Consider the following 23601-nt stretch of genomic DNA (forward strand, 5'->3'; position numbering starts at 1 on the left):
TCATAACCTTTATATTTCAATTACAATTAAATACATGCTATAGTTATATGTTGTATACAAATGTACTTTGTAACTAAAGGAGAGAACACGATGGGATTTATTAAGAAGATGTTTGACGGCAACAAGAAGGAAGTAAAATCCTTGAGAAAAGTTGCTGATCAAGTGCAGGCTTTCGAAGAAGAGATGAAATCTTTATCAGATGAAGCATTGCAGAATAAAACGAAAGAATATCAAGTAGAATTACAAAAGATAGAAGAATATAAACAACAAGAAGCTTATTTAAATAAGATTTTACCCGAAGCATACGCAGTAGTGCGTGAAGCATCACGTCGTGTTTTAGGAATGTTCCCTTTCCCGGTACAAATTATGGGGGGAGTGGCAATTCATCGCGGTGACATTGCAGAGATGAGAACCGGTGAAGGTAAGACGTTAACGGCGACGATGCCGGTTTATTTAAATGCGCTTACAGGTCGTGGTGTACATGTTGTTACAGTCAATGAGTATCTAGCAAGTGTACAAGCAGAAGAAATGTCTCACCTATATAATTTTTTAGGACTAACGGTAGGTGTTAATTTAAATAGTTTAACTACGGAAGAAAAACGTGCAGCCTATGCTTGTGATATTACATATAGTACGAATAATGAACTTGGGTTTGATTATTTGCGTGATAACATGGTGACATATAAGGAAGAACGTGTTATGCGTCCACTGAACTTCGCGATTATTGATGAGGTTGACTCAATCTTAATTGACGAAGCGCGTACGCCTTTAATTATTTCGGGTCAAGCGGAGAAATCGACGAGCATGTACATTCAGGCCAATGTCTTTGTTAAGATGCTTAAAGATGAAGTTGATTACAACTATGATGAGAAGACAAAAGGTATTCAGTTAACTGAAAATGGTATCGATAAAGCAGAACGTATGTTTAAGGTTGATAATTTATATGATGTAAAGAATGTTAACTTAATGCATCATATTAACATTGCTTTAAAGGCACAACGCGCTATGTTAAAGGATATCGACTATGTTGTAGAGGATGGCGAGATTGTCATCGTTGATCAGTTTACAGGCCGTACAATGCCGGGTCGTCGATTCTCTGAAGGGTTACACCAGGCGATTGAAGCGAAAGAAGCAGTTGAAATTCAAAATGAATCTAAGACGATGGCTTCTGTTACATTCCAGAACTTCTTCCGTATGTATAATAAACTATCGGGGATGACCGGGACTGCAAAAACCGAAGAAGAAGAATTATTAAATATCTATAATATGGCCGTTACTCAGATCCCTACTAACAAACCCGTACAACGTATTGATGGTGCTGATTTGATCTACGCTTCAGAAAAAGGGAAGTTCCATGCTGTTGTGGATGAAGTGATTCGTCGTCATAAAGAAGGACAACCTGTCTTATTAGGTACTGTGGCAGTTGAAACAAGTGAATATATTTCAGAGTTGCTAAAGAAAAAAGGGATACGCCATAACGTATTGAATGCGAAAAACCATGAACGAGAAGCTGAAATTGTACAAAATGCAGGTCAAAAAGGTGCTGTGACCATCGCAACGAATATGGCAGGTCGTGGTACGGATATCAAGCTCGGAGAGGGCGTTAAAGAACGCGGTGGCTTAGCAGTTATCGGTACCGAACGCCATGAGTCTCGCCGTATTGACGATCAGTTACGTGGTCGTGCAGGACGTCAAGGAGACCCGGGTTATTCTAGATTCTATTTGTCGTTACAAGATGAACTGATGGTTCGTTTTGGTTCGGAACGTATGTCTACGATGATGACAAAGCTCGGCATGAATGATGATCAGCCGATTGAATCTAAGATGGTGTCGCGCGCTGTAGAATCTGCTCAAAAACGTGTTGAAGGAAATAACTATGATAGCCGTAAACGTACGTTAGAATATGATGATGTATTGCGTAAGCAGCGTGAGATCATCTATGCGGAACGTAATGAAATCCTTGAGAAAGATGATTGTTCAGATCAAGTGAAAGCAATGATTGAACAATCTGTGCGTCGTGCAGTGGACTACCACTTTACCGGTGATGAGAGTACACATGATTATGAAGCTTTTAAAAATTATGCAGAAGATATGTATCTGACAGAAGGCGCACTATCAGTTGACGAGATTAGTCGACGAGATAACGAAGAAATCTATGACATTGTAATGAGTAAAGTTATGGCGCAATATGAACATCAAAAAGTAGAATTGCAGGAGCAGTTCCATGAGTTTGAACGCATGATCATGTTACGTACGATTGATATGAAATGGACAGATCATATCGATACGATGGATCAGTTACGTACAGGAATTCACCTGCGTAGTTATGGTCAGATTAACCCACTTCGTGAATATCAGAACGAAGGATTAACTTTGTTTGATACAATGCTTGAATCTATTGAAGATGATGTTTCGAAATACATTCTGAAATCAATCGTTGATAGAGGAGAACAAGTAGAACGAGAACAAGTCGGTAAAGGTGAAGCGATGGTTGCAAATGATGGCAAAGAAAAAGTGAAGCAACAGCCAAAAGTTAAATCAGAACCAGATATCGGTCGTAATGAATCTTGTCCTTGTGGTAGTGGAAAGAAATATAAAAATTGTCACGGAAGAGGGTAAATTGATTTGGAACAATTTGAAATAAAAAATACACTTGAAACTTTGACTGAAAAGATTGATAGTTTCAGGGGGTCTCTTTGACTTAGAAGAAAAAGAGACGAGTATTAAGGAATACGAAGAAATGATGTCTGACCCGGATTTCTGGAATGATGGAGATAAGGCTCAAGATATCATCAATAAGAATAATGCACTTAAATCAGTTGTTCAGGAGTTTAGTACACTCGAAGAAGGACTGGAAAACAGTGAAGTGCTGTTTGAGATGTATAAAGAAGAAACAGATGAGGATACACATCAGGAACTCATCGAGCAGCTCAATACACTCCAGCAAATTGCGAATGACTTTGAACTTAAGATGTTATTGAGTGGAGAATTTGATGCGAATAATGCAATATTAGAATTGCATCCAGGTGCTGGTGGTACAGAATCACAGGACTGGGGAGAAATGCTGTTAAGGATGTATCAACGATTTGCGGATAAAAAGGGTTTCAAAGTTGAAACTGTAGATTACTTACCGGGAGATGAAGCGGGGATTAAAAGTGTGACCTTACTGATTAAAGGACATAATGCTTATGGCTATTTAAAGGCTGAAAAAGGTGTTCATCGTCTCGTAAGGATTTCTCCCTTCGACTCATCCGGACGCCGTCATACTTCATTCGTTTCATGTGATGTTACACCAGAGTTTGACAATGACAATATTGAGATTGAAATTAATACAGAAGACATTAAGATCGATACGTATCGTGCAAGTGGCGCTGGAGGGCAGCACGTTAATACAACGGATTCAGCCGTGCGTATTACCCATCAGCCGACAGGTATTGTAGTAACCTGTCAGAATGAACGTTCTCAAATAAAGAATAGAGAGCAAGCAATGAAGATGCTTAAAGCGAAACTTTATCAAAAGAAAATAGAAGAACAAGAAGCAGAGCTTGCAGCCATCCGTGGTGAACAAAAAGAGATTGGCTGGGGAAGCCAGATCCGTTCATACGTATTCCACCCGTATGCTATGGTAAAAGACCATAGAACAAACGCTGAAACCGGAAATACAAATGCGGTAATGGATGGCGATATAGACTTATTTATCGATGCATACTTAAAGAGTCAGCTGTAAGATTATTTTATAAATTTTCCTTTTTTATGAATTATAAGCTATAATTAAAGTAATCATAAATTAGGGGGCTGACCGATGAAAAAATTATATGCAGGTATCATTACTTTATCGTTATTAGGTCTTGCAGCATGCGGATCAGATGAAGCGGAGAAGAAGACTACTTCATCTGATCCGGGACAAGAAATTTATGCAAATAATTCCTGTGTAGGGTGTCATGGACGTAACCTTGAAGGTGCAAGCGGGCCGAATCTACAAAAGGTAGGCAGCAAATACTCTGAGCAGCAAATTCATGATATCATCATTAAAGGTAAAGGGAATATGCCAGCAAAAGTAGTCGATGGCGAAGATGCAAAAAAAGTTGCAGCATATTTAGCAAAACAGAAATAATAATATAAAGTAGGTGAAATGATTAATATTTCATCTACTTTTTTCGTTATGAAATGATATTTCTGAAAATTACGTTCTATGATAGAAACATAACGATTACATTACAAAAATATTACATTGGTAGATATTGTGTAAGGATATGGTATATTATGTCTTGTAGAAATTTACTAAGAACACTAAAACTCAGGAGGCAACACATATAATGAAAAAAGCATTAGTTACGATTGCGGGAATCACAGCAGTTACAGGAGTAGCTTCACAAGCATACGCAAGTGAACATCATGTTCAAGCAGGTGACACATTATGGGCGATTGCACAAGAGAATGGTACAAGCGTAGATGCACTTAAAACATTAAATAATTTAAATAGCGATCTTATCTTAGTGGGACAAACATTAAAGGTAGAGAATACTGATACTTATACAGTTAAAAAAGGCGATACATTACACACAATCGCATCTCAATTTGATTTAACAGTGAATGATATTATGTCATGGAACAACTTAACTTCAGATACGATTGAAGTAGGTACAAAGTTAAACTTGACAGCACCTATTGCTAAAGTTCAATCAGAAACAGTTCAACCTGTTACACAAGCGAACGCACCAGTAGGACAACAAGCTGAAGCACCAGTACAAACGGCAGCAGTACAACAAGCTGAAGCACCAGCGCAACAGTCATACCAAGCGCCAGTACAACAATCATACCAAGCACCAGCACAGCAAACGGCAGCACCAGCGCAACAGTCATACCAAGCGCCAGCACAACAGTCATACCAAGCACCAGCGCAACAGTCATACCAAGCGCCAGCACAACAGTCATACCAAGCGCCTGCGCAACAGTCATACCAAGCACCAGCGAAGAGCTATAAAGCACCTGTAAATGGTAATGTAGCGCAAGTCGCAAATGGTATAGCGGCAGGAAAATCTTATGTTTACGGTGCGAACTCTGCTAGTGCAGTAGATTGTTCAGCATTTGCTCAACAAGTACTCGCTGCTCAAGGGAAATCAATTCCACGTACAACATATGCACAAATGGCTGCAGGAACACGTGTTTCAACACCTCAAGCAGGAGATTTAGTATATTTCAATGGTGGAAGCCACGTTGGGGTATACATTGGTAACGGTCAAATGATCGATGCTTTAAATCCATCTGAAGGTATTGGACAACGTCCAGTAAGTTACGTAAATGGTTCAGTAGCAGGATATTACAGATTCTAATAAGTCATGGGACAACCTGTCCCATGATTTTTTTAATTTTAACAATTAACTTGGAGCTGCAATCATTATGTAATAATCAAATTATTATATGTTAGTTGTATTAACCATATATTACATGTAAGTTACATTGAATTTTTCGCTTTTTCTATATGGTAATATCTATTTAGCTAATAAAACAACCGGAGGATATTACATGAAAAAAGTTATACTTTCAATAATTGCAATAATCATGCTGGGGACTACAACTGAAGCAATTTATCCAAATAGTCAACAGGCACATGCTTATAATAATCCTGTAAAGAAAGCTGGATACAATTATTATTATAAAGGGAGCTGTGTATATTATGCGTTTAATAGACGTGCACAACTTAAACGTCCTGTAAGTAACAATTGGAACAGTGCAAAATACTGGCCATCGAATGCACGACGAATGGGTTATAAAGTGAGTCGTACGCCTGTATATGGTGCAGTCATGATTTCTCAAAAAGGTTATCATGGGCATGCAGCAGTTGTAGAACGTATCAATCGCAATGGAAGTATACTCGTCTCTGAAATGAACTATCCACGTAGTGGCGTGAAGACTTATAGAACAATTTCAAAAGCACAGCGCTCTCAGTTTGAATATATTTACTAATAAAATAATATTAAAATGATTAAATCTTACACACCGTTCGTGTTGTAAGGTTTTTTTGTTATAATATGTCATGAGGTGTCCTATGAGAAGATTGATAACAATTCTGTTAGCTGCTATATTTGTTGCACTAGCAACTTATTCAATTTATACTGTAATACAATTTAATAAAGGCAATGAGAAGCCGGGTAATATTGTGACACATAATCACCCGCTTAATAATAAGCAGATTGGTGATATAGCTGTTACAGATATGAATGGTCAGAAAAAAGAAATTGCATCACTTTTAAAACATGATATTACGATAATCAATGTTTGGGCATCGTGGTGCGAGCCGTGTAAGAAAGAGATGCCTGAGCTTGTGACGTATGGAAAAGAGAAACCTAATCATGTCGGTCTTATTGGATTCAACGTGCAGGATAAAATAGAAAAAAGAGACGCGTTTATCGATAACTATAAACCGACATATCCGATGTACACGTTAGATGAAGCGTCGATGAAACGATATAAAATCTACAATATTCCTACGACGGTATTCGTCGATAAACAAGGTAAAGTATTGAAGACATATGTAGGCGAACTTAATCAACAGAAAATAGAAGAAATTATCATGCAGATTCAATAGGAGGGATTCAATGGGTGTCCATCAATATTTCAAAAGTTTGTCGGATCTGGAAAAGTTAATACGATGTCCCGGCAAATTTAAATACCAGGAACATAATGTTGCCGCACATTCATTTAAGGTCACTAAGATTGCACAATACTTAGCAACTGTCGAGGAGTATCATGGCGCAGAGATTAACTGGAAAAATGTATATGAGAAAGCATTAAACCATGATTACCCTGAAATCTTCACCGGAGATATAAAGACGCCTGTTAAATATGCGTCGAAAGAATTGAAACGCTTATTCAGTGAAGTTGAAGAAGAAATGATCGGTAAGTTTATTGACAGTGAGTTTCCGGAAGCTTATAGAGAAATATATCGAGAACGCTTAAAAGAAGGTAAAGACGATACACTTGAAGGTCAGATTCTGTCTGTAGCAGATAAGATTGATTTGTTATATGAATCTTTTGGAGAGATTCAAAAGCGGAACCCAGAACCATTATACTTTGAAATTTATGACAAAAGTTTAAGAACGATTATAAAATTCAAGCACCTTTATTGTGTGCAGGATTTTCTGGATAATATTCTTCCGGATATGCTTCAGGAGAAATTTATTCCAAGATCTGAACTGCGTGAAATAACGATGGCAATCTTGCAGCAAAAGGACAATATATAATGACAATATGGTATATATTAGCATGTACATTACCTGCATTTCTGGTGATTTGTTTCAGTATGATTGTACGTAATAAATATACAGGATTACTGTTGTCGGTTATTGTTATCGGCGTATCTGTTTACAAAGGATTCTTTCATTCACAGATGATTGTGTTTTTAGATACGCTGAGCCTGATAGTCGGCTATTTGTTCGTAGAGATGTACAACCTGGATAAAGATAATCAAACATAGGAAGTTGAATACTAAAGGCGACTTTTCAAAATAGAATCCGGTAAATGCAAGACATTTAATAGTGTCTATACGTTTATCGGGTTTTGTCATATGATGCACGTTAAACGAATGAAGATTTACGAACAAATGTTTGTACCTTAAGCGTATATTTTGGTAAAATGTAAATCGATGAGGAGGGGACGTATGGAACATCATGACTTTAAGATACATTCAGACTATCAGCCAGCAGGAGATCAGCCTGATGCGATAGAGAAAATCGTACAAGGAATCAAAGAAGGTAAACGCTATCAGACGTTATTGGGTGCTACTGGTACAGGGAAGACGTTTACGATGAGTAATGTCATTGAACGTATCGGTAAACCTACGCTGATCATGGCGCATAATAAAACATTAGCAGGTCAGCTCTATAGTGAGTTTAAAGAGTTTTTCCCAGAGAACAGAGTTGAATATTTTGTAAGTTACTATGATTATTATCAGCCCGAAGCTTATGTACCTTCTACAGATACATTTATAGAGAAAGACGCATCGATTAACGATGAAATTGATAAGTTACGTCACTCAGCGACAAGTGCCTTATTTGAGCGTGATGATGTGATTATTATTTCTTCCGTCAGCTGTATATATGGTTTAGGGAACCCAGAAGAGTATCGGGATCTTGTTGTCAGCGTACGTGTAGGTATGGAGATGGAACGCAACCAATTATTACGCAAGCTTGTAGATGTGCAGTATACGCGTAATGATATAGATTTTCGTCGTGGTACATTTCGTGTTCGAGGAGATGTTGTGGAAATCTTTCCTGCATCTCGTGATGAGCAGTGTATACGTATCGAGTTCTTCGGTGATGAGATAGAACGCATACGTGAAATCAATTATTTAACAGGTGAAGTGCTGAAAGAACGAGAGCACTTTGCGATATTCCCGGCAAGTCACTTCGTCACACGTGAAGAGAAGATGAAGCTTGCGATTGAAAGAATAGAGAAGGAACTAGAGGAACAACTGAAGAAGTTTCGTGACGAGGGGAAGCTGCTTGAGGCACAGAGACTTGAACAACGTACGAATTACGATCTTGAAATGATGCGAGAAATGGGCTTTTGCTCAGGAATAGAAAACTATTCTTTACATCTGACTTTAAGACCTAGAGGGTCGACGCCATATACGTTGCTGGATTATTTCGGTGACGACTGGCTGATCATGATGGATGAGTCTCATGTTACGGTGCCACAAGTTCGTGGTATGTATAATGGGGATCAGGCGAGAAAGAATGTTCTCGTAGAGCATGGTTTCAGATTGCCGAGCGCGCTGGATAATCGTCCGCTGAAGTTTGAAGAGTTTGAACAAAAAGGACATCAGTTTCTCTATGTTTCTGCTACACCTGGTCCTTATGAGATTGAGCATACAGACGAGATGGTGGAACAAATTATCCGACCGACAGGATTGCTGGATCCTATTATAGAAGTGCGACCATCACAACATCAGATAGATGATTTGATGGAAGAGATTCGTGTGCGTATCGAAAAGAATGAGCGTGTACTTATTACGACACTTACTAAGAAAATGAGTGAAGACTTAACAATTTACTTAAAAGAAGCTGGAATAAAAGTTAATTACCTGCATTCAGAGATTAAGACGTTAGAGCGTATAGAGATTATCCGTGATCTAAGACTAGGAGTATTTGATGTATTGGTCGGCATCAACCTGCTTAGAGAAGGTCTGGATATTCCCGAAGTGTCGCTCGTCGCGATATTAGATGCGGACAAAGAAGGATTTTTGCGCAGTCAGCGTTCATTGATTCAGACGATTGGACGTGCTGCCCGAAATGAACAGGGGCGCGTCATTATGTATGCAGATAAGATAACAGAGTCTATGCAGTTTGCGATTGATGAAACATCACGTCGTCGTTCGATACAAGAAGCATATAATGAAGAACATGGAATAACTCCGACAACCATCAATAAGAAGATTCGTGATGTCATCAGTGCCACATTAGAAACAGATGAGGAACAAAAACCCGTACAGAAGAAGAAATTAACGAAGAAGGAAAGATCACGTACAATAGAGCAGCTTGAACATGAAATGAAAGAAGCGGCAAAAGCTTTAGATTTTGAACGTGCTACAGAACTCAGAGATGCACTGTTTGAGTTAAAAGCAGAAGGGTGAGCGGATGAAGAATAAATCTATTATCGTCAAAGGCGCAAGAGCGCATAATTTAAAGAATGTTGATATTGAAATTCCGAGAGATAAACTCATTGTTATGACAGGATTATCAGGTTCAGGTAAATCTAGTCTTGCATTCGATACCATCTATGCTGAAGGTCAGCGTAGATATGTGGAATCATTGAGTGCATATGCCAGACAATTCTTAGGACAGATGGATAAACCGGATGTGGATACGATAGAAGGTTTATCCCCTGCAATTTCGATTGACCAGAAGACAACAAGTAAGAACCCGAGAAGTACAGTTGCAACTGTTACAGAAATTTATGATTATTTAAGACTGCTATATGCTAGAATCGGCACACCTTATTGTCCGAATCATGGTATCCCTATCGAGTCACAGACGGTACAGCAGATGGTGGATCAAGTTATGGCATTAGAGGAAAGAACAAAGATACAAGTTATGGCTCCAATAGTGCAGGGCCGAAAGGGAACGCACAAGAAACTCATAGAAGAGATCTCAAAAAAAGGATATGCACGTATCATGGTAGATGGTGAAGTTTATGATGCTTCTGAAACAATCGATCTCAATAAAAATACAAATCATGATATCCATGTTATCGTAGACCGACTTGTTGTGAAACCAGGCATTGAGACCCGCCTGGCAGATTCTCTCGAAAATGCATTGAAACTTGCAGAAGGTAACGTTGTCATTGATTTGATCGACGGAGATGAATTGAAGTTTTCAGAGCATCATGCCTGTCCAATTTGTGGATTTTCAATAGATAAGCTAGAACCTCGAATGTTCTCGTTTAATAGCCCGTTTGGTGCATGTCCCGATTGTGATGGACTAGGTACAAAATTAACAGTTGATTTAAATCTTGTCATTCCTGATGATAGCAAATCATTAACAAATGGTGCATTAGTGCCATGGGAGCCCATCAGTTCGAACTATTATCCGACATTACTCAAGCAGGCATGTAAACATTTTGGAATTTCTATGAAAGCACCTTTTAGAGATTTATCTAAGAAAGATCAGGACATCATCCTGTATGGACATTCAGACGATATTTCCTTTACATTCAGACAGGATAATGGTGTATCACGTAAACGTGTAATGAAGTTTGAAGGTATTGTGAATAATATCGAACGTAGATACAAGGAAAGTCCTTCAGAATATACACGTGAACAGATGAAGAAATATATGGTGGATGAGGTCTGTGATACGTGTCATGGCTATCGTCTTTCTGAAGAAGCGATGAGTGTTAAGATTAATAATCAGCATATAGGAGAAGTTGTAACGTTATCTATCAGAGAGGCATTACAATATTTCAGTAAGCTTGAACTTTCAAAGAAAGAACAGCAAATTGCTGAACTCGTGCTGAAAGAAATCACTGAAAGGTTGGCGTTCTTATATAATGTAGGGCTGGAATACCTCACTTTAAATAGAACAGCAGGAACGCTTTCTGGTGGAGAAGCCCAACGTATCCGACTTGCAACGCAGATTGGTTCAAGATTAACAGGTGTAATGTATGTTCTGGATGAACCGTCCATAGGTCTGCATCAGAGAGATAACGACCGTCTCATTGATACATTGAAATCGATGAGAGATATTGGGAATACCCTTATTGTCGTTGAACATGATGAAGATACGATGCTTGCCGCTGATTATTTGATTGACATTGGTCCAGGAGCCGGCGTGCACGGAGGAGAGATTGTCGCACAAGGTACACCTAAGCAAGTGATGAAGAACAAGAAATCGCTGACAGGTCAGTATTTGAGCGGTGCAAAAAAAATAGAGCTTCCTGAAAAAAGACGTACACCGGATGGAAGATTCTTATCGGTAGAAGGTGCAATAAGTAATAACTTGAAGGACGTGGACGTTCAGATTCCACTGGGTATGATGACGGTGGTAACCGGAGTCTCCGGTTCCGGAAAGAGTACGCTTGTTAACGATGTGCTGTATAAGGCACTTGCTCAGAAGCTATATAAATCGAAAGAAAAACCGGGACCTCATAAAGCGGTAAAGGGGATAGAGCATATTGATAAGATAATCGATATTGATCAATCTCCTATAGGTAGAACACCACGTTCAAATCCTGCGACGTATACGAGTCTCTTTGATGATATACGTGATGTCTTTGCGCAGACGAATGAAGCGAAGTTAAGAGGCTATCAAAAAGGTCGATTCAGCTTTAACGTTAAAGGCGGACGCTGTGAGGCTTGTCACGGAGACGGCATTATCAAGATAGAGATGCACTTTCTTCCTGACGTCTATGTGCCATGCGAAGTCTGCCATGGCAAACGCTATAATCGTGAAACGCTGGAAGTGAAATATAAAGATAAGAATATTGCAGATGTACTCGAGATGACGATAGAAGATGCGTATCATTTCTTTGAGAACATTCCTAAGATTAAGCGTAAACTTAAGACCATCATGGACGTCGGACTAGGATATATTCAGCTTGGACAACCTGCTACAACACTTTCAGGGGGTGAGGCACAACGTGTCAAATTAGCTTCGGAACTGCATAAACGCAGTACAGGTAAAACGTTATATATTCTAGATGAACCGACGACTGGATTACACGTTGATGATATTGCAAGGCTACTGAAAGTTTTGCAGCAACTTGTTGACAATGGGGATACGGTTCTGATCATCGAGCATAATCTGGACGTCATCAAGATGGCCGATTACATTGTTGACCTCGGTCCAGAAGGTGGAGATAACGGTGGACAGATTATCGCAAGCGGCACTCCAGAACAGATTATGCAAGTGCGTGAGTCATACACAGGTCAATATTTAAAACATCATATAGAGAAATAACTGTTGAGATCATTGTCAAATCATCTCTAGCTAAACCCGGGCGCTGTAGAAATTGTTAATAATTTTCTGCAGCGCTCGGGTTTTGTTGGTGATTATGAATTGTAAATTGATATAAAGTTATTTAATATAAATGATAAGAGAAAGTGAGGATAATTATGATAACAAGTATAGAACTAATTGATAAATTTGACCTTAAGTTTTTAGCGGGCAATGTCGCAATAGAAATCCCGGTGGCTAATGCAGATATTTCGCGACCGGGCCTTGAGATGGCAGGCTTCTTCTCTCACTATTCTTCCGATCGCATACAAATACTGGGGACGACTGAGATGTCTTTCTTTGAAACGTTGTCGAAGGAAGAACGTGCAGAACGAATGGTAAAGCTTTGTCGTAAGGAAACACCGTGTATTATCTTAACAAGAAACATTCCGGCCCCGCAGGAACTAATCGATGCATGTAATCGTAAAGGGACACCACTCCTGCAGAGCAAAGAAGCGACGACAAGTTTAATCAGCAAGATTACATCTTATCTTGAGAGTGAGCTTGCGCCTGAAACGACGATGCACGGAGTTCTGGTCGATGTATATGGGGTAGGTGTATTGATTACCGGTGATTCTGGAGTAGGTAAGAGTGAGACAGCACTGGAACTTGTCAAGCGTGGACATCGACTCGTTGCAGATGACAATGTGGAGATAAAGGAAGTTTCACGTAATGTACTGATGGGCAAAGCACCAAAGCTGATAGAACATCTTCTTGAAATTAGAGGACTAGGAATCATCAATGTAATGACCTTATTTGGCGCAGGGAGTGTCCTTCCAGAGAAACGTCTAATGCTCAATATGAATCTAGAAACATGGGATAAAGATAAAGTTTACGACCGCATAGGATTAATCGAAGAAAAATTATCGATCCTTGATTCTCAAATTACGAAGAAGACGATCCCTATCAGACCAGGGCGTAACTTAGCAGTAATCATAGAAGTTGCTGCGATGAACTATCGTCTCAATAAGATGGGAACAAACACCGCAAAAGATTTTAATGAACGCCTGAATGAACAAATTAGAAAGCAGTCGATAAAGGAGATTTAACATGACACCATTTAATCCAGTTGCATTCGAGCTCTTTGGCTATCCTGTAAGATGGTACGGTATTATTATTGCATTTGGTATTTTAGTCGGATATCTTATCGCTCAAAAAGAGACAGAAAAAAAGCATTTTAAAGAAGATACGTTGATCGATATTGTTATGTGGTCTATCATTTCGGGGATAATTTGTGCTCGTATCTATTATGTATTATTTAAATGGGATTATTATCAGGATCATTTTTCTGAAATTCCGTTGATTATGAACGGTGGCATAGCAATACACGGTGGTTTGATCGGTGCAATTGGTATGGCATATTTCTTATGTAAAAAGAAAGGAATATCGTTTTTTCAGCTTGGAGATATTGCGGCACCGAGTATCATTCTCGGACAGGCAATTGGTAGGTGGGGAAACTTTATGAATCAGGAAGCTCATGGTGGTATGGTTTCAAGAAGTTTTCTGGAGTCATTGCATTTACCAAAATTTATAATCGATCAGATGAATATTGGTGGAGCATATTATCATCCGACCTTCCTCTATGAATCGTTATGGAGCTTCACAGGATTTGTTATATTATTATTGATACGTAAACGACTGAAGATTGGTCAGACATTTCTTTTATATACGATATGGTATTCGATTGGGCGTGTGTTTGTGGAAGGATTAAGAACAGATAGTTTGATGCTCACATCAAATCTGCGTATTGCCCAAGTGATTTCGATCGTGATTATGATTGCAGCGACTTTAATATGGCTCTATCGTAATTATAAATATCGACTGCCGCGTTATGGTGAAGTAAATGAACCTATAAGGAGCTCCGCTTATGCGTCAGTTAAATCGCTATAGATTAGAGGGGCCTAACCCGTTATGGCAGATGTATAAGACGGTCTCATTCTTTAAGGTTAGCCGTAACTTTGTTGTTATTGAATTGTGTCGCATTCTGCCATCAGTGAAATGGAAACATTACCTGTTCAGTAAATGTCTGAAGATGCAGCTCGGACATCATGTGTCATTTGCTTATAAGGCGATGCCTGATCTGATGTTTCCTGAACTGATAAAAATAGGTGATAACTCAATCATTGGGTATAATGCAACGTTACTTGCACATGAATATTTGACGGACGAGTATCGCACTGGAAAGATTACGATTGGTAGAAATGTATTAATTGGTGCAAATGTTACAGTCTTGCCGGGGGTCACAATAGGTGATGGTGCGAAGGTTGGCGCAATGACAGTTGTATCGAAAGATATTCCTGCGAATGCCTTTGTATACGGTAATCCGATGCACATAAAATAATAACGAACGGAGGTGAGATGGATGAGTAATGTTATCCGTTTTCCAGCAACTGAAGATGAATATTATCAAATTGGAGTAAAGAAGCAGAGTGAACATCATTACGAAGAGGCCATCTCATTCTTCATAAAATCACTGGATTTAAATCTCAGATACGATACAGTACAGCACATTGCTTTTTGTTTTTCGGAACTTGGTAATTTCGATAAAGCACAGCATTATCTAATAGATTATTTTAAAGATGATTTTAATGAAGAAGATGTCTTCTATGATCTGAGCCAGCTCTTTATTAGACAACGTGATCCTAATAAAGCCTTTTTATTCGGTATGTATTATTGTCTGCTCACAGATGACCATGTATATCTTGACGAGCTGAAAAAAATGTTTGAAGTCGTTTATAATGACGTCACTAAAGTAGAGATAGAAAGTGAAAACTTTGTTGTCCATTACATCTTTCAGTATTTTTTTGAGCATATGAATTATGATCTTGCCTTAGAATGGATTGATTTTCAGCCTTATAATATTCAGATGCGTACTGAAGTGCGCAATTTGAAGGCCATGACTTTACTATTTAATAGCAAGTACCATGAAGCGGCAAAGATATTAAAGCAATTACTTGAGGAAAATCCTGCTGATATTAATGCGCTCTGTCACTATACTTTACTGCTATACAATACACATCAGACGAAAACTTATGAATCCTATTTGAAGAAACTTAGAACGATTATCCCGATTAACGATGACGAAAAATTTAAACTGGGTATCGTACTTAGTTTCCTGAAGGAATATACAGAATCCTATCAACTGCTGTTTCCACTATATCAAAAAGGAAAGTTTCACAGTTCACAGATGCTGCATGCGTTAAGTTATTCAAGCTATGCACTTGGTTATGTATCGCAGTCTGATATGTTCTTTCAGCAGCTCGGTGAGATTGTAAGCCACCCTGGTGTAAGTCCACGTAAGATGGCTGAAGGTGAAGCCTATATTATGGATGATGTTATGCCGCTTTTAAATAGTGAAGATCAGCACCGTCGTATTATTGGCATCTTTCTGTTATCGCGTCTCAAGGATAAGACGTTGATGATCAATCAGAAAGTATGGAATCAGCTTGAAGAGATGGGAGATTACGAAAAGTTATATCTCTCTTATATCTTTCATAATATTCAGCTTGTTAAACTAGACTTCATTCATAGAGGTCTTGAATTAATCTATGATCAGGATGGCAGGCTGGAGCTGATGGAGCGATGGATTGATATGGCAGAGGCCATCATAGACAAAAAATTAAATCTTAAGCAGATCAATGCATATACAGCGGTTTGCTACTTCTTATTTGAAAGAGCACGAAATGAAAAATTATCAAAACGTGCGGTGATAGAAAAATTTAACACGACGCGCTACCATTTTATGAAGGTGTATGAACAGTTCAAGCAAAATAATATTTAAAAATCTGGAATTCATGTATATTATAAGTACTGAACAAACATGGAGGTATAATTATGAGTGAAATTAAAGAATATGACGTAATCATTGTTGGTGCTGGTCCAGCCGGGATGACAGCAGCAGTCTATGCGTCTAGAGCAAACCTATCTACGATTATGATTGAACGTGGTATGCCTGGTGGACAGATGGCCAATACTGCAGATGTCGAAAATTTTCCTGGATTTGATTTGATCACAGGACCTGACCTTTCAACGAAGATGTTCTCTCATGCACAGAAATTCGGTGCAGAATATACTTATGGTGATATTAAAAATATTACTGTTGAAGGCGATGACAAGATTGTGGATTTAGGTGACAAGCAGTTAAAAGCAAAAGCTGTTATTATTGCGACAGGTGCAGAATATAAGAAAATTGGTGTGCCAGGAGAATCAGAGCTTGGTGGACGTGGTGTATCTTACTGTGCTGTGTGTGATGGTGCATTCTTCAAGCAGAAGAACTTAGTAGTAATTGGTGGGGGAGATTCTGCAGTTGAAGAGGGTGTATATTTAACGAAATATGCAGACAAAGTAACAATCGTGCATAGAAGAGATACATTAAGAGCTCAGAAAATTCTTCAGGAACGTGCATTTAAAAATGATAAGATTGATTTTATCTGGAATAGTACGTTAAAATCAATCAACGAAAAAGAAGGAAAAGTCGGATCTGTAACATTGATCGATAATGAAGGTAAAGAGACAGATGTTGAAACAGATGGAGTATTCATCTATATCGGTATGCAGCCACTGACAAAACCATTCCAGCATCTTGGTATAACTGACGAAATTGGCTATATTATGACGAATGAAGAGATGGAGACGAATATTCCTGGAATATTCGCTGCTGGTGACGTTAGACAGAAGAAGCTTCGTCAAATCGTAACAGCGACAGGTGACGGCAGTATTGCTGCACAGAATGCTCAGCATTATATTGAAAGCTTGAATGATTAATATATTCATAAAAATAGATACGCATTTTGTGCGTGTCTATTTTTATGAATTCATGTAGAATGAAATTAAGATGAGGAGGAATGTATATGTCGAACGAAGATACATATAAACGACTGGTTGTTGTCACTGGAATGAGCGGTGCGGGGAAAAGTGTAGCAATTCAATGTCTTGAAGACTTAGGTTATTTCTGTGTTGATAACCTGCCCCCTATATTGCTGCCGAAGTTTATCGAACTGATGAATAATAATACAGAATCTCTGTCACGCGTAGCTATCGGGATTGACTTGCGTGGGAAAGATTTCTTTAATAGTTTACAAGAAGAAATTCAAAATATTATCAATCTAAATGAAGTACTCGTACAAGTTTTATTCGTCGAAGCAAGCGATCAAATATTAGTTTCTCGTTATAAAGAAACAAGACGTACACATCCGCTTCAGGATAACATTTCATTGATTGATGCGATTCAGGAGGAGAGAATGCTGCTTGCTGATTTAAGAGGGGTTGCAACACACATTATTGATACCTCTGAGTATAAGCCAAAAGCATTGCGCTCTAAAGTGATTGAAATCTTTGGATCTGGCAAAGATAATATATTCACGATTAATGTGATGAGTTTCGGCTTCAAGCATGGATTGCCCATCGATGCTGATATCGTATTCGATGTGAGGTTTTTACCGAATCCATATTACATAGAAGAAATGAGAAAATTAACAGGTCTCGATCCCCTTGTATATGACTATGTCATGAAATGGAAAGAGACTGAAATGTTCTACCAGAAATTAATCGATCTGCTGAAGTTCGTCATTCCTGGTTATATGCGCGAAGGTAAAAGTCAAGTTGTCATCGCTATCGGATGTACAGGTGGACAGCACCGTTCAGTTGCATTAAGTGAACGTATCAGTAATGAATTAAAGGACTTCTTTGACTTTGAGCTTCATACTCGCCACAGAGATGCACTTATTGAGGGAACGATCAATGAAAAGGCTTAAAGTCTGTCTTATCGGTGGGGGTACAGGTCTTTCAGTTATGGCGAGAGGGCTTAAAGAATATCCTGTTGATATCACCGCCATTGTAACTGTTGCAGATGATGGAGGAAGTACAGGTAAGATAAGAGATGTCATGGATATCCCTGCACCTGGAGATATTAGGAATGTACTTGCAGCCTTAAGTGACGTAGAACCCATGCTTGAGAAATTATTTCAGTATCGCTTTAATTCGGATACACTCGGAGGGCATCCTGTAGGCAACTTAATGATTGCAGCAATGACAGACGTCACGGATGATTTCGGTCATGCTGTCAAAGAACTAAGTAAAATATTGAACGTTAAAGGGACGGTGATTCCTTCGACAAATACAAGTCCGATATTGAATGCCGTAATGGAAGACGGTGAAATTGTTGTCGGGGAATCTCTTATTCCTTTAAAGTTCAAAAGAATAGATAGTGTCTTCTTGACACCTGGATATATCAAACCGATGCAAGAAGCTATAGATGCAGTTCTGGAGGCGGATCTCATTGTATTGGGACCAGGCAGTCTTTATACAAGTATCATTCCAAACTTAGTCATCCGTGAACTAGGGGACGCTGTTATTGAAAGTAAAGCGAAGAAGCTCTACGTTTCTAATATTATGACACAACCAGGTGAAACGACAGATTACTCGGTATCAGACCATATAGAAGCGATTCATAAACATGTTGCCTTCCCATTTATTCAGTTTGTCATTGCCAATGAACTTGTACTTCAAAATAAGATTAATGAGAATTATGAAAAGCGTAATTCAAAATTTGTAACGTGTGACTCTGAGAATATTAAACGTTTGGGAATCACGCTTATCACAGATGATAATCTCGTTGAAATCAACGAGGAAGGTGCGGTACGTCATAATAATGAAGTGCTCGCTGAAATGATTTATGAATTAGCATTAAGTGAAATCAGTACAATTGAATTCACTCAGAAAGAGGGAGAATAAATTGTCATTTGCTTCAGAGATGAAGAATGAATTGACGCGGATAGAGACAGATCTCTGCTGTAGTAAAGCAGAACTTGCCGCGCTCATTCGGATGAACGGAAATTTAAATATACAGAATATGCAGTGGGTGATTAATGTACAATCAGAAAACGCAGCCATTGCACGACGTGTATATAGTTTGACAAAGAAAATATTCGGTGTTGATATTGAATTACTCGTACGTAAGAAAATGAAATTAAAGAAAAATAATGTCTATATTTGCCGCATCAAGATGAAGACAAAAGAAATTCTTGATGAACTAAGCATATTGCAAGATGGCCAGTTTGTGCAGCATATCGATCAATCACTGATCAAAGAGGAATGTTGTAAACGCAGCTATTTAAGAGGGGCATTTTTAGCAGGAGGATCTGTGAATAACCCAGAGACATCTTCGTATCATCTTGAAATATTCTCGTTATATGAAAGTCATTCTGAAGGATTAACAGAAATGATGAATGGTTATGGACTGAATGCGAAGACTTTGGAACGTAAGAAAGGATATATTTCGTACTTAAAAGAAGCGGAAAAAATCTCAGACTTTCTGAGTATTATAGGTGGATATCAGGCATTACTTAAGTTTGAAGATGTGAGGATTGTCAGAGATATGCGAAATTCCGTGAATCGTCTTGTCAATTGTGAAACGGCCAACTTAAATAAGACGATTGGTGCTGCGATGCGCCAAGTAGAGAATATTCGATTGATTGATGAAGAAGTTGGTATCGATGAACTTCCAGAACGATTAAGAGAGATTGCGAGACTGCGTGTGCAACATCAGGATATCTCCTTGAAAGAACTTGGCGAGATGGTTTCTACCGGTGTGATATCGAAGTCGGGAGTGAATCATCGATTAAGAAAGATAGATGAGATTGCTGAGAAATTAAGAAATGGGGAACATATTGAATTGAAGAAATAAAATATTAGTTATTTTCCATTTTAACTACAAAAAAATAGCGTGTACTAAGAGCTTTTACTTAGTACACGCTATTTTTATATCTTTATTCTGCTGGATGCATAACTTCGTCGATCAAGCCATAAGCTTTCGCTTCATCAGCTGTTAAGAAATTATCACGATCTGTGTCTTTTTCAATCTTTTCGATAGGTTGACCTGTACGTTCAGCTAAGATGCGATTTAATTTTTCGCGAGTTTTTAAAATGTGTCGTGCAGCAATTTCAATTTCGGTTGCTTGCCCTTGTGCGCCACCTAATGGCTGATGAATCATAACTTCAGCATTCGGTAGAGCGAATCTTTTTCCTTTTGTACCCGCTGCGAGTAGGAATGATCCCATCGATGCTGCCATACCGATACAGATTGTCTGTACATCAGGTTTGATGTGCTGCATTGTATCATAGATAGCCATACCAGCAGTCACGCTACCACCTGGTGAGTTGATGTATAGGTAGATATCTTTCTCAGCATCTTGTGCTTGTAGGAATAATAATTGAGATACGATAGAGTTTGCCACGTTGTCATCGATAGCCGATCCTAACATAATGATACGGTCCTTTAACAGACGTGAATAAATATCATATGCGCGTTCTCCGCGATTTGTTGATTCAATTACTGTAGGTATTAAGTTCATTAGTAAATCCTCCTTAAGATTCGTTTAAAGTTCGTTAAATTTAATATACACTATAAAGTCAAAGATAGTCAAAAAAAGCGCTCATATCATTCATATTTTTAACGTTACTGCTAATATTATAGTATTATTTAGGTCGAAATCACATTAAAAGGAGTGTATTTATGAAAGAACTTACTTTATTAGTAGGAAATCAATGTGGACTTTGTAATGATGCAAAGATTCAAATTGCCCTAGCACAAGAAGATATTGATTTCACTGTGAACGAAATCAATATTACGAGCGATCCAGCATTAGAAGTGCAATATTTCATGTCGATTCCAGTACTATTACATAATGATGTTGTGATACAGGAAGGCCAGATTGATTTTGTGACCATTCTGGAATATTTAAGCGATAACTGAAGAAAGCGTATTCATTATTTTTTTAGGAGCTTTTACTTGCTTACTATAGATGGACTTGCTATTATGTATGTGTAACGCAAGTTACTTTTTGACCCGAGCGGGACAAATTTTGTCCATAACTAATTGAGGAGGGATGTATTTGAATGCTTTATTTGAGGTTCAAAAGAAGCTTGTCCCTGATTTAGTTGACAAGATGTACCGAAGATTTCAAATACTCTCTGCAATTGAGCTGCAACAGCCGATTGGCAGACGGGCACTTAGTGAAACGGTTCACCTCAGTGAACGCATCCTTAGAACTGAGACGGATATATTAAAAACACAGGGTTTGATTATCATTACGTCTAAAGGAATGTCAGTAACTGAAAGTGGCGAAGATGTGCTTTACAAGATGAAAGCTTCTATGGATAGTTTGACTAGGCTAGAACATATTGCACATGCAATTGAAAGTCGTTTTGCTATTCAAAAGGTGATCGTTGTAAGTGGTGATGCAGACATCGATGATGAAGTGAAGCTTAGGATGGGTCAGGCGACAAGCGAGTATCTAGAAAGCTGTTTTGAAGATGGGACTAGAGTAACTGTAACTGGAGGATCCACAATGGCACACATTGCGCGTTCAATGCGTCCTACAGATAAATCTATCAATTTTATTCCTGCGCGTGGCGGATTAGGTGAAGAAGTTTCTTTTCAAGCTAATGCGATAACGCATTTGATGGCTGAACAGACGGGTGGGACGTTCGAAGTTCTTTATGTCCCGGACCAAGTAAGTGAAGCAGGTTATAATGCACTTCTTGAAGAACAGTCTGTTAGACGTGTATTACATCATATTCAACAGGCAGATATTGTACTGCATGGCATTGGTTCAGCTCAGAAGATGGCGGAACGAAGACACTCGTCACCACAAGTTATGAAGAAACTGATGGATGGCAATGCTGTTGCCGAAGCTTTCGGTTATTATTTTGATGAGGATGGCAACATCGTTTATCGTGTAAGAACAATTGGTATACATCTTGATGATCTTACTGAAGATAAAAGAATCATTGCTGTAGCAGGAGGAAATAGTAAGAAAGAAGCGATAGCTTCCTATCTGAAGATAGCTCCGAAGCATACAGTATTGATTACAGATTCAGTTGTAGGTAACTGGCTGATGAATCAGTAGTTTCAAAGGAAATCTTAATATCAGAAGTGTAATATTTTTATTTTTCTGTGTATTTTGATTATAATAAGGATGTATGATGAAGTTGGTAGTAAAGGGTATACCCCTTAAAAATAGACATTTAAAGGAGGCCATACATTATGGCAGTAAAAGTAGCAATTAACGGGTTTGGTAGAATCGGACGTTTAGCATTCAGAAGATTACAAGAGGTAGAAGGTATTGAAGTAGTAGCGGTTAACGATTTAACAGACGATAAAATGTTAGCGCATTTATTAAAATATGATACAACACAAGGGCGTTTCAAAGAAGAAGTTGAAGTTATTGAAGGTGGATTCCGTGTCAACGGTCGCGAAGTTAAATCATTCGAAAATCCTAACCCTGCTGAATTACCATGGGGCGAACTTGGAATCGACGTAGTTTTAGAATGTACTGGTTTCTTCACAGATAAAGAAAAAGCTCAAGCGCATATCGAAGCAGGCGCTAAAAAAGTATTAATTTCAGCGCCAGCAAAAGGTGACTTAAAAACTGTAGTATATAACGTTAACCATGACGTATTAGATGGTTCAGAAGAGATCGTTTCAGGAGCTTCATGTACTACAAACTGTTTAGCACCAATGGCTAAAGTATTAAACGACGAATTCGGAATTATCGAAGGTTTAATGATGACAGTTCACGCATTTACTGGTGATCAAAACACATTAGATGCACCACACGCAAAAGGTGACTTCCGTCGTGCACGTGCAGCAGCGAACAACATCGTACCTAACTCAACAGGTGCTGCAAAAGCAATCGGTTTAGTTATCCCTGAATTAAAAGGTAAATTAGATGGATCAGCGCAACGTGTTCCAGTTCCAACAGGTTCAGTAACTGAGTTAACTACAATCTTAGAAAAAGAAGTTTCAGTTGAAGAAGTAAATGCTGCAATGAAAGCTGCTTCTAACGAATCATTCGGTTACACTGAAGACGAAATCGTATCATCAGACATCATCGGTATTACTTACGGTTCATTATTCGATGCAACACAAACACGTGTAATGACTGTTGGTGAACACCAAATGGTTAAGACAGTTGCTTGGTACGATAACGAAATGAGCTACACTGCACAATTAGTTCGTACATTAGAATTCTTAGCTGAACAAGCACAAGCTAAATAATAGTTTATTCACGCGTAAGCGGGGGAAGATTTCGCTTCTCCTGCTTTT

At 38.5% G+C, this 23601-nt stretch carries 22 protein-coding genes; 21 read left to right on the forward strand and 1 reads right to left on the reverse strand.

Going from position 1 to position 23601, the window contains the following annotated elements; genetic code table 11:
• Nucleotides 1-90 precede the first annotated feature (90 nt).
• From secA to whiA, 18 genes are all read left to right on the forward strand, one after another.
• On the forward strand, nucleotides 91-2619 hold the full coding sequence (gene secA, locus QA539_RS02810) for a preprotein translocase subunit SecA (protein ID WP_419895408.1): 2529 nt from the start codon (nucleotides 91-93) through the stop codon (nucleotides 2617-2619).
• 6 nt (nucleotides 2620-2625) lie between these two features.
• Nucleotides 2626-3727, forward strand: a protein-coding gene (gene prfB / locus QA539_RS02815; protein WP_419895409.1) for a peptide chain release factor 2 whose coding sequence is annotated in 2 segments (ribosomal slippage) — nucleotides 2626-2697 and nucleotides 2699-3727 — 1101 coding nt in all. Because the reading frame shifts where the segments join, the coding sequence is not laid out codon by codon here.
• Between the two features lie 75 nt (nucleotides 3728-3802).
• Nucleotides 3803-4114 carry a cytochrome c551 gene (gene cccB, locus QA539_RS02820; RefSeq protein ID WP_413474224.1) on the forward strand — a complete coding sequence of 104 codons (312 nt, stop codon included), beginning with the start codon at nucleotides 3803-3805 and terminating at the stop codon, nucleotides 4112-4114.
• Nucleotides 4115-4316: 202 nt separating this feature from the next.
• A complete protein-coding gene (locus QA539_RS02825) occupies nucleotides 4317-5333 on the forward strand; it encodes a LysM peptidoglycan-binding domain-containing protein (RefSeq protein WP_419895410.1) in 1017 nt (338 codons plus the stop codon).
• 193 nt (nucleotides 5334-5526) lie between these two features.
• Nucleotides 5527-5967: a CHAP domain-containing protein gene (locus QA539_RS02830; protein WP_283721812.1), complete on the forward strand. Its 441-nt coding sequence runs from the start codon at nucleotides 5527-5529 to the stop codon at nucleotides 5965-5967.
• A gap of 82 nt (nucleotides 5968-6049) precedes the next feature.
• Nucleotides 6050-6589: a TlpA family protein disulfide reductase gene (locus QA539_RS02835; RefSeq protein ID WP_283721811.1), complete on the forward strand. Its 540-nt coding sequence runs from the start codon at nucleotides 6050-6052 to the stop codon at nucleotides 6587-6589.
• Nucleotides 6590-6599: 10 nt separating this feature from the next.
• Entirely contained in the window at nucleotides 6600-7244 is a 645-nt protein-coding gene (locus QA539_RS02840) for a YfbR-like 5'-deoxynucleotidase (protein ID WP_219494084.1), read from the forward strand.
• Nucleotides 7244-7477, forward strand: a complete 234-nt coding sequence (locus QA539_RS02845) for a CsbA family protein (protein WP_219494086.1) — start codon at nucleotides 7244-7246, stop codon at nucleotides 7475-7477. The genes QA539_RS02840 and QA539_RS02845 overlap by 1 nt, the downstream gene beginning before the upstream one ends.
• A 168-nt stretch (nucleotides 7478-7645) precedes the next feature.
• Entirely contained in the window at nucleotides 7646-9634 is a 1989-nt protein-coding gene (gene uvrB, locus QA539_RS02850; RefSeq protein ID WP_423245845.1) for an excinuclease ABC subunit UvrB, read from the forward strand.
• 4 nt (nucleotides 9635-9638) lie between these two features.
• Nucleotides 9639-12458: an excinuclease ABC subunit UvrA gene (gene uvrA, locus QA539_RS02855; protein ID WP_419895412.1), complete on the forward strand. Its 2820-nt coding sequence runs from the start codon at nucleotides 9639-9641 to the stop codon at nucleotides 12456-12458.
• A 155-nt stretch (nucleotides 12459-12613) separates the two neighbouring features.
• Entirely contained in the window at nucleotides 12614-13543 is a 930-nt protein-coding gene (gene hprK / locus QA539_RS02860; protein WP_283721808.1) for an HPr(Ser) kinase/phosphatase, read from the forward strand.
• Between the two features lies 1 nt (nucleotide 13544).
• Complete coding sequence (lgt, locus tag QA539_RS02865; protein WP_419895413.1) at nucleotides 13545-14384, forward strand: prolipoprotein diacylglyceryl transferase; 840 nt, start codon at nucleotides 13545-13547, stop codon at nucleotides 14382-14384.
• Nucleotides 14362-14835, forward strand: coding sequence for an acyltransferase (locus QA539_RS02870; protein WP_419895414.1), 474 nt, complete (start codon nucleotides 14362-14364; stop codon nucleotides 14833-14835). Before lgt ends, QA539_RS02870 begins: the two co-directional genes overlap by 23 nt.
• Nucleotides 14836-14856: 21 nt before the next feature.
• On the forward strand, nucleotides 14857-16275 hold the full coding sequence (locus QA539_RS02875; RefSeq protein WP_219494098.1) for a tetratricopeptide repeat protein: 1419 nt from the start codon (nucleotides 14857-14859) through the stop codon (nucleotides 16273-16275).
• 53 nt (nucleotides 16276-16328) lie between these two features.
• The gene (gene trxB, locus QA539_RS02880; RefSeq protein WP_219494100.1) at nucleotides 16329-17258 is read left to right on the forward strand and encodes a thioredoxin-disulfide reductase; all 930 of its coding nucleotides are present in this window, start codon (nucleotides 16329-16331) and stop codon (nucleotides 17256-17258) included.
• An 80-nt stretch (nucleotides 17259-17338) separates the two neighbouring features.
• Nucleotides 17339-18247, forward strand: a complete 909-nt coding sequence (gene rapZ, locus QA539_RS02885) for an RNase adapter RapZ (RefSeq protein WP_413474230.1) — start codon at nucleotides 17339-17341, stop codon at nucleotides 18245-18247.
• Nucleotides 18234-19226, forward strand: coding sequence for a gluconeogenesis factor YvcK family protein (locus QA539_RS02890; protein WP_283721806.1), 993 nt, complete (start codon nucleotides 18234-18236; stop codon nucleotides 19224-19226). Before rapZ ends, QA539_RS02890 begins: the two co-directional genes overlap by 14 nt.
• Before the next feature lies 1 nt (nucleotide 19227).
• On the forward strand, nucleotides 19228-20178 hold the full coding sequence (gene whiA, locus QA539_RS02895) for a DNA-binding protein WhiA (RefSeq protein ID WP_219494106.1): 951 nt from the start codon (nucleotides 19228-19230) through the stop codon (nucleotides 20176-20178).
• Between the two features lie 82 nt (nucleotides 20179-20260).
• Here whiA and clpP read toward each other — a convergent pair whose 3' ends face one another.
• Nucleotides 20261-20845, reverse strand: coding sequence for an ATP-dependent Clp endopeptidase proteolytic subunit ClpP (gene clpP, locus QA539_RS02900; RefSeq protein ID WP_283719990.1), 585 nt, complete (start codon nucleotides 20843-20845; stop codon nucleotides 20261-20263).
• 161 nt (nucleotides 20846-21006) lie between these two features.
• On the opposite strand from clpP, the gene QA539_RS02905 reads away from it, so the two are divergent.
• The 3 genes from QA539_RS02905 to gap all read left to right on the forward strand — a co-directional run bounded on the left by QA539_RS02905 (nucleotide 21007) and on the right by gap (nucleotide 23553).
• Nucleotides 21007-21246: a glutaredoxin family protein gene (locus tag QA539_RS02905; RefSeq protein WP_219494110.1), complete on the forward strand. Its 240-nt coding sequence runs from the start codon at nucleotides 21007-21009 to the stop codon at nucleotides 21244-21246.
• 133 nt (nucleotides 21247-21379) lie between these two features.
• Complete coding sequence (locus QA539_RS02910) at nucleotides 21380-22402, forward strand: sugar-binding transcriptional regulator (protein ID WP_423245840.1); 1023 nt, start codon at nucleotides 21380-21382, stop codon at nucleotides 22400-22402.
• A gap of 137 nt (nucleotides 22403-22539) precedes the next feature.
• On the forward strand, nucleotides 22540-23553 hold the full coding sequence (gene gap, locus QA539_RS02915; protein ID WP_012656429.1) for a type I glyceraldehyde-3-phosphate dehydrogenase: 1014 nt from the start codon (nucleotides 22540-22542) through the stop codon (nucleotides 23551-23553).
• The last annotated feature ends 48 nt before the right edge of the window (nucleotides 23554-23601 follow it).

This window comes from Macrococcus psychrotolerans (genome assembly GCF_038095555.1).
In the GTDB taxonomy this organism is placed as follows: Bacteria; Bacillota; Bacilli; order Staphylococcales; family Staphylococcaceae; genus Macrococcoides; species Macrococcoides psychrotolerans.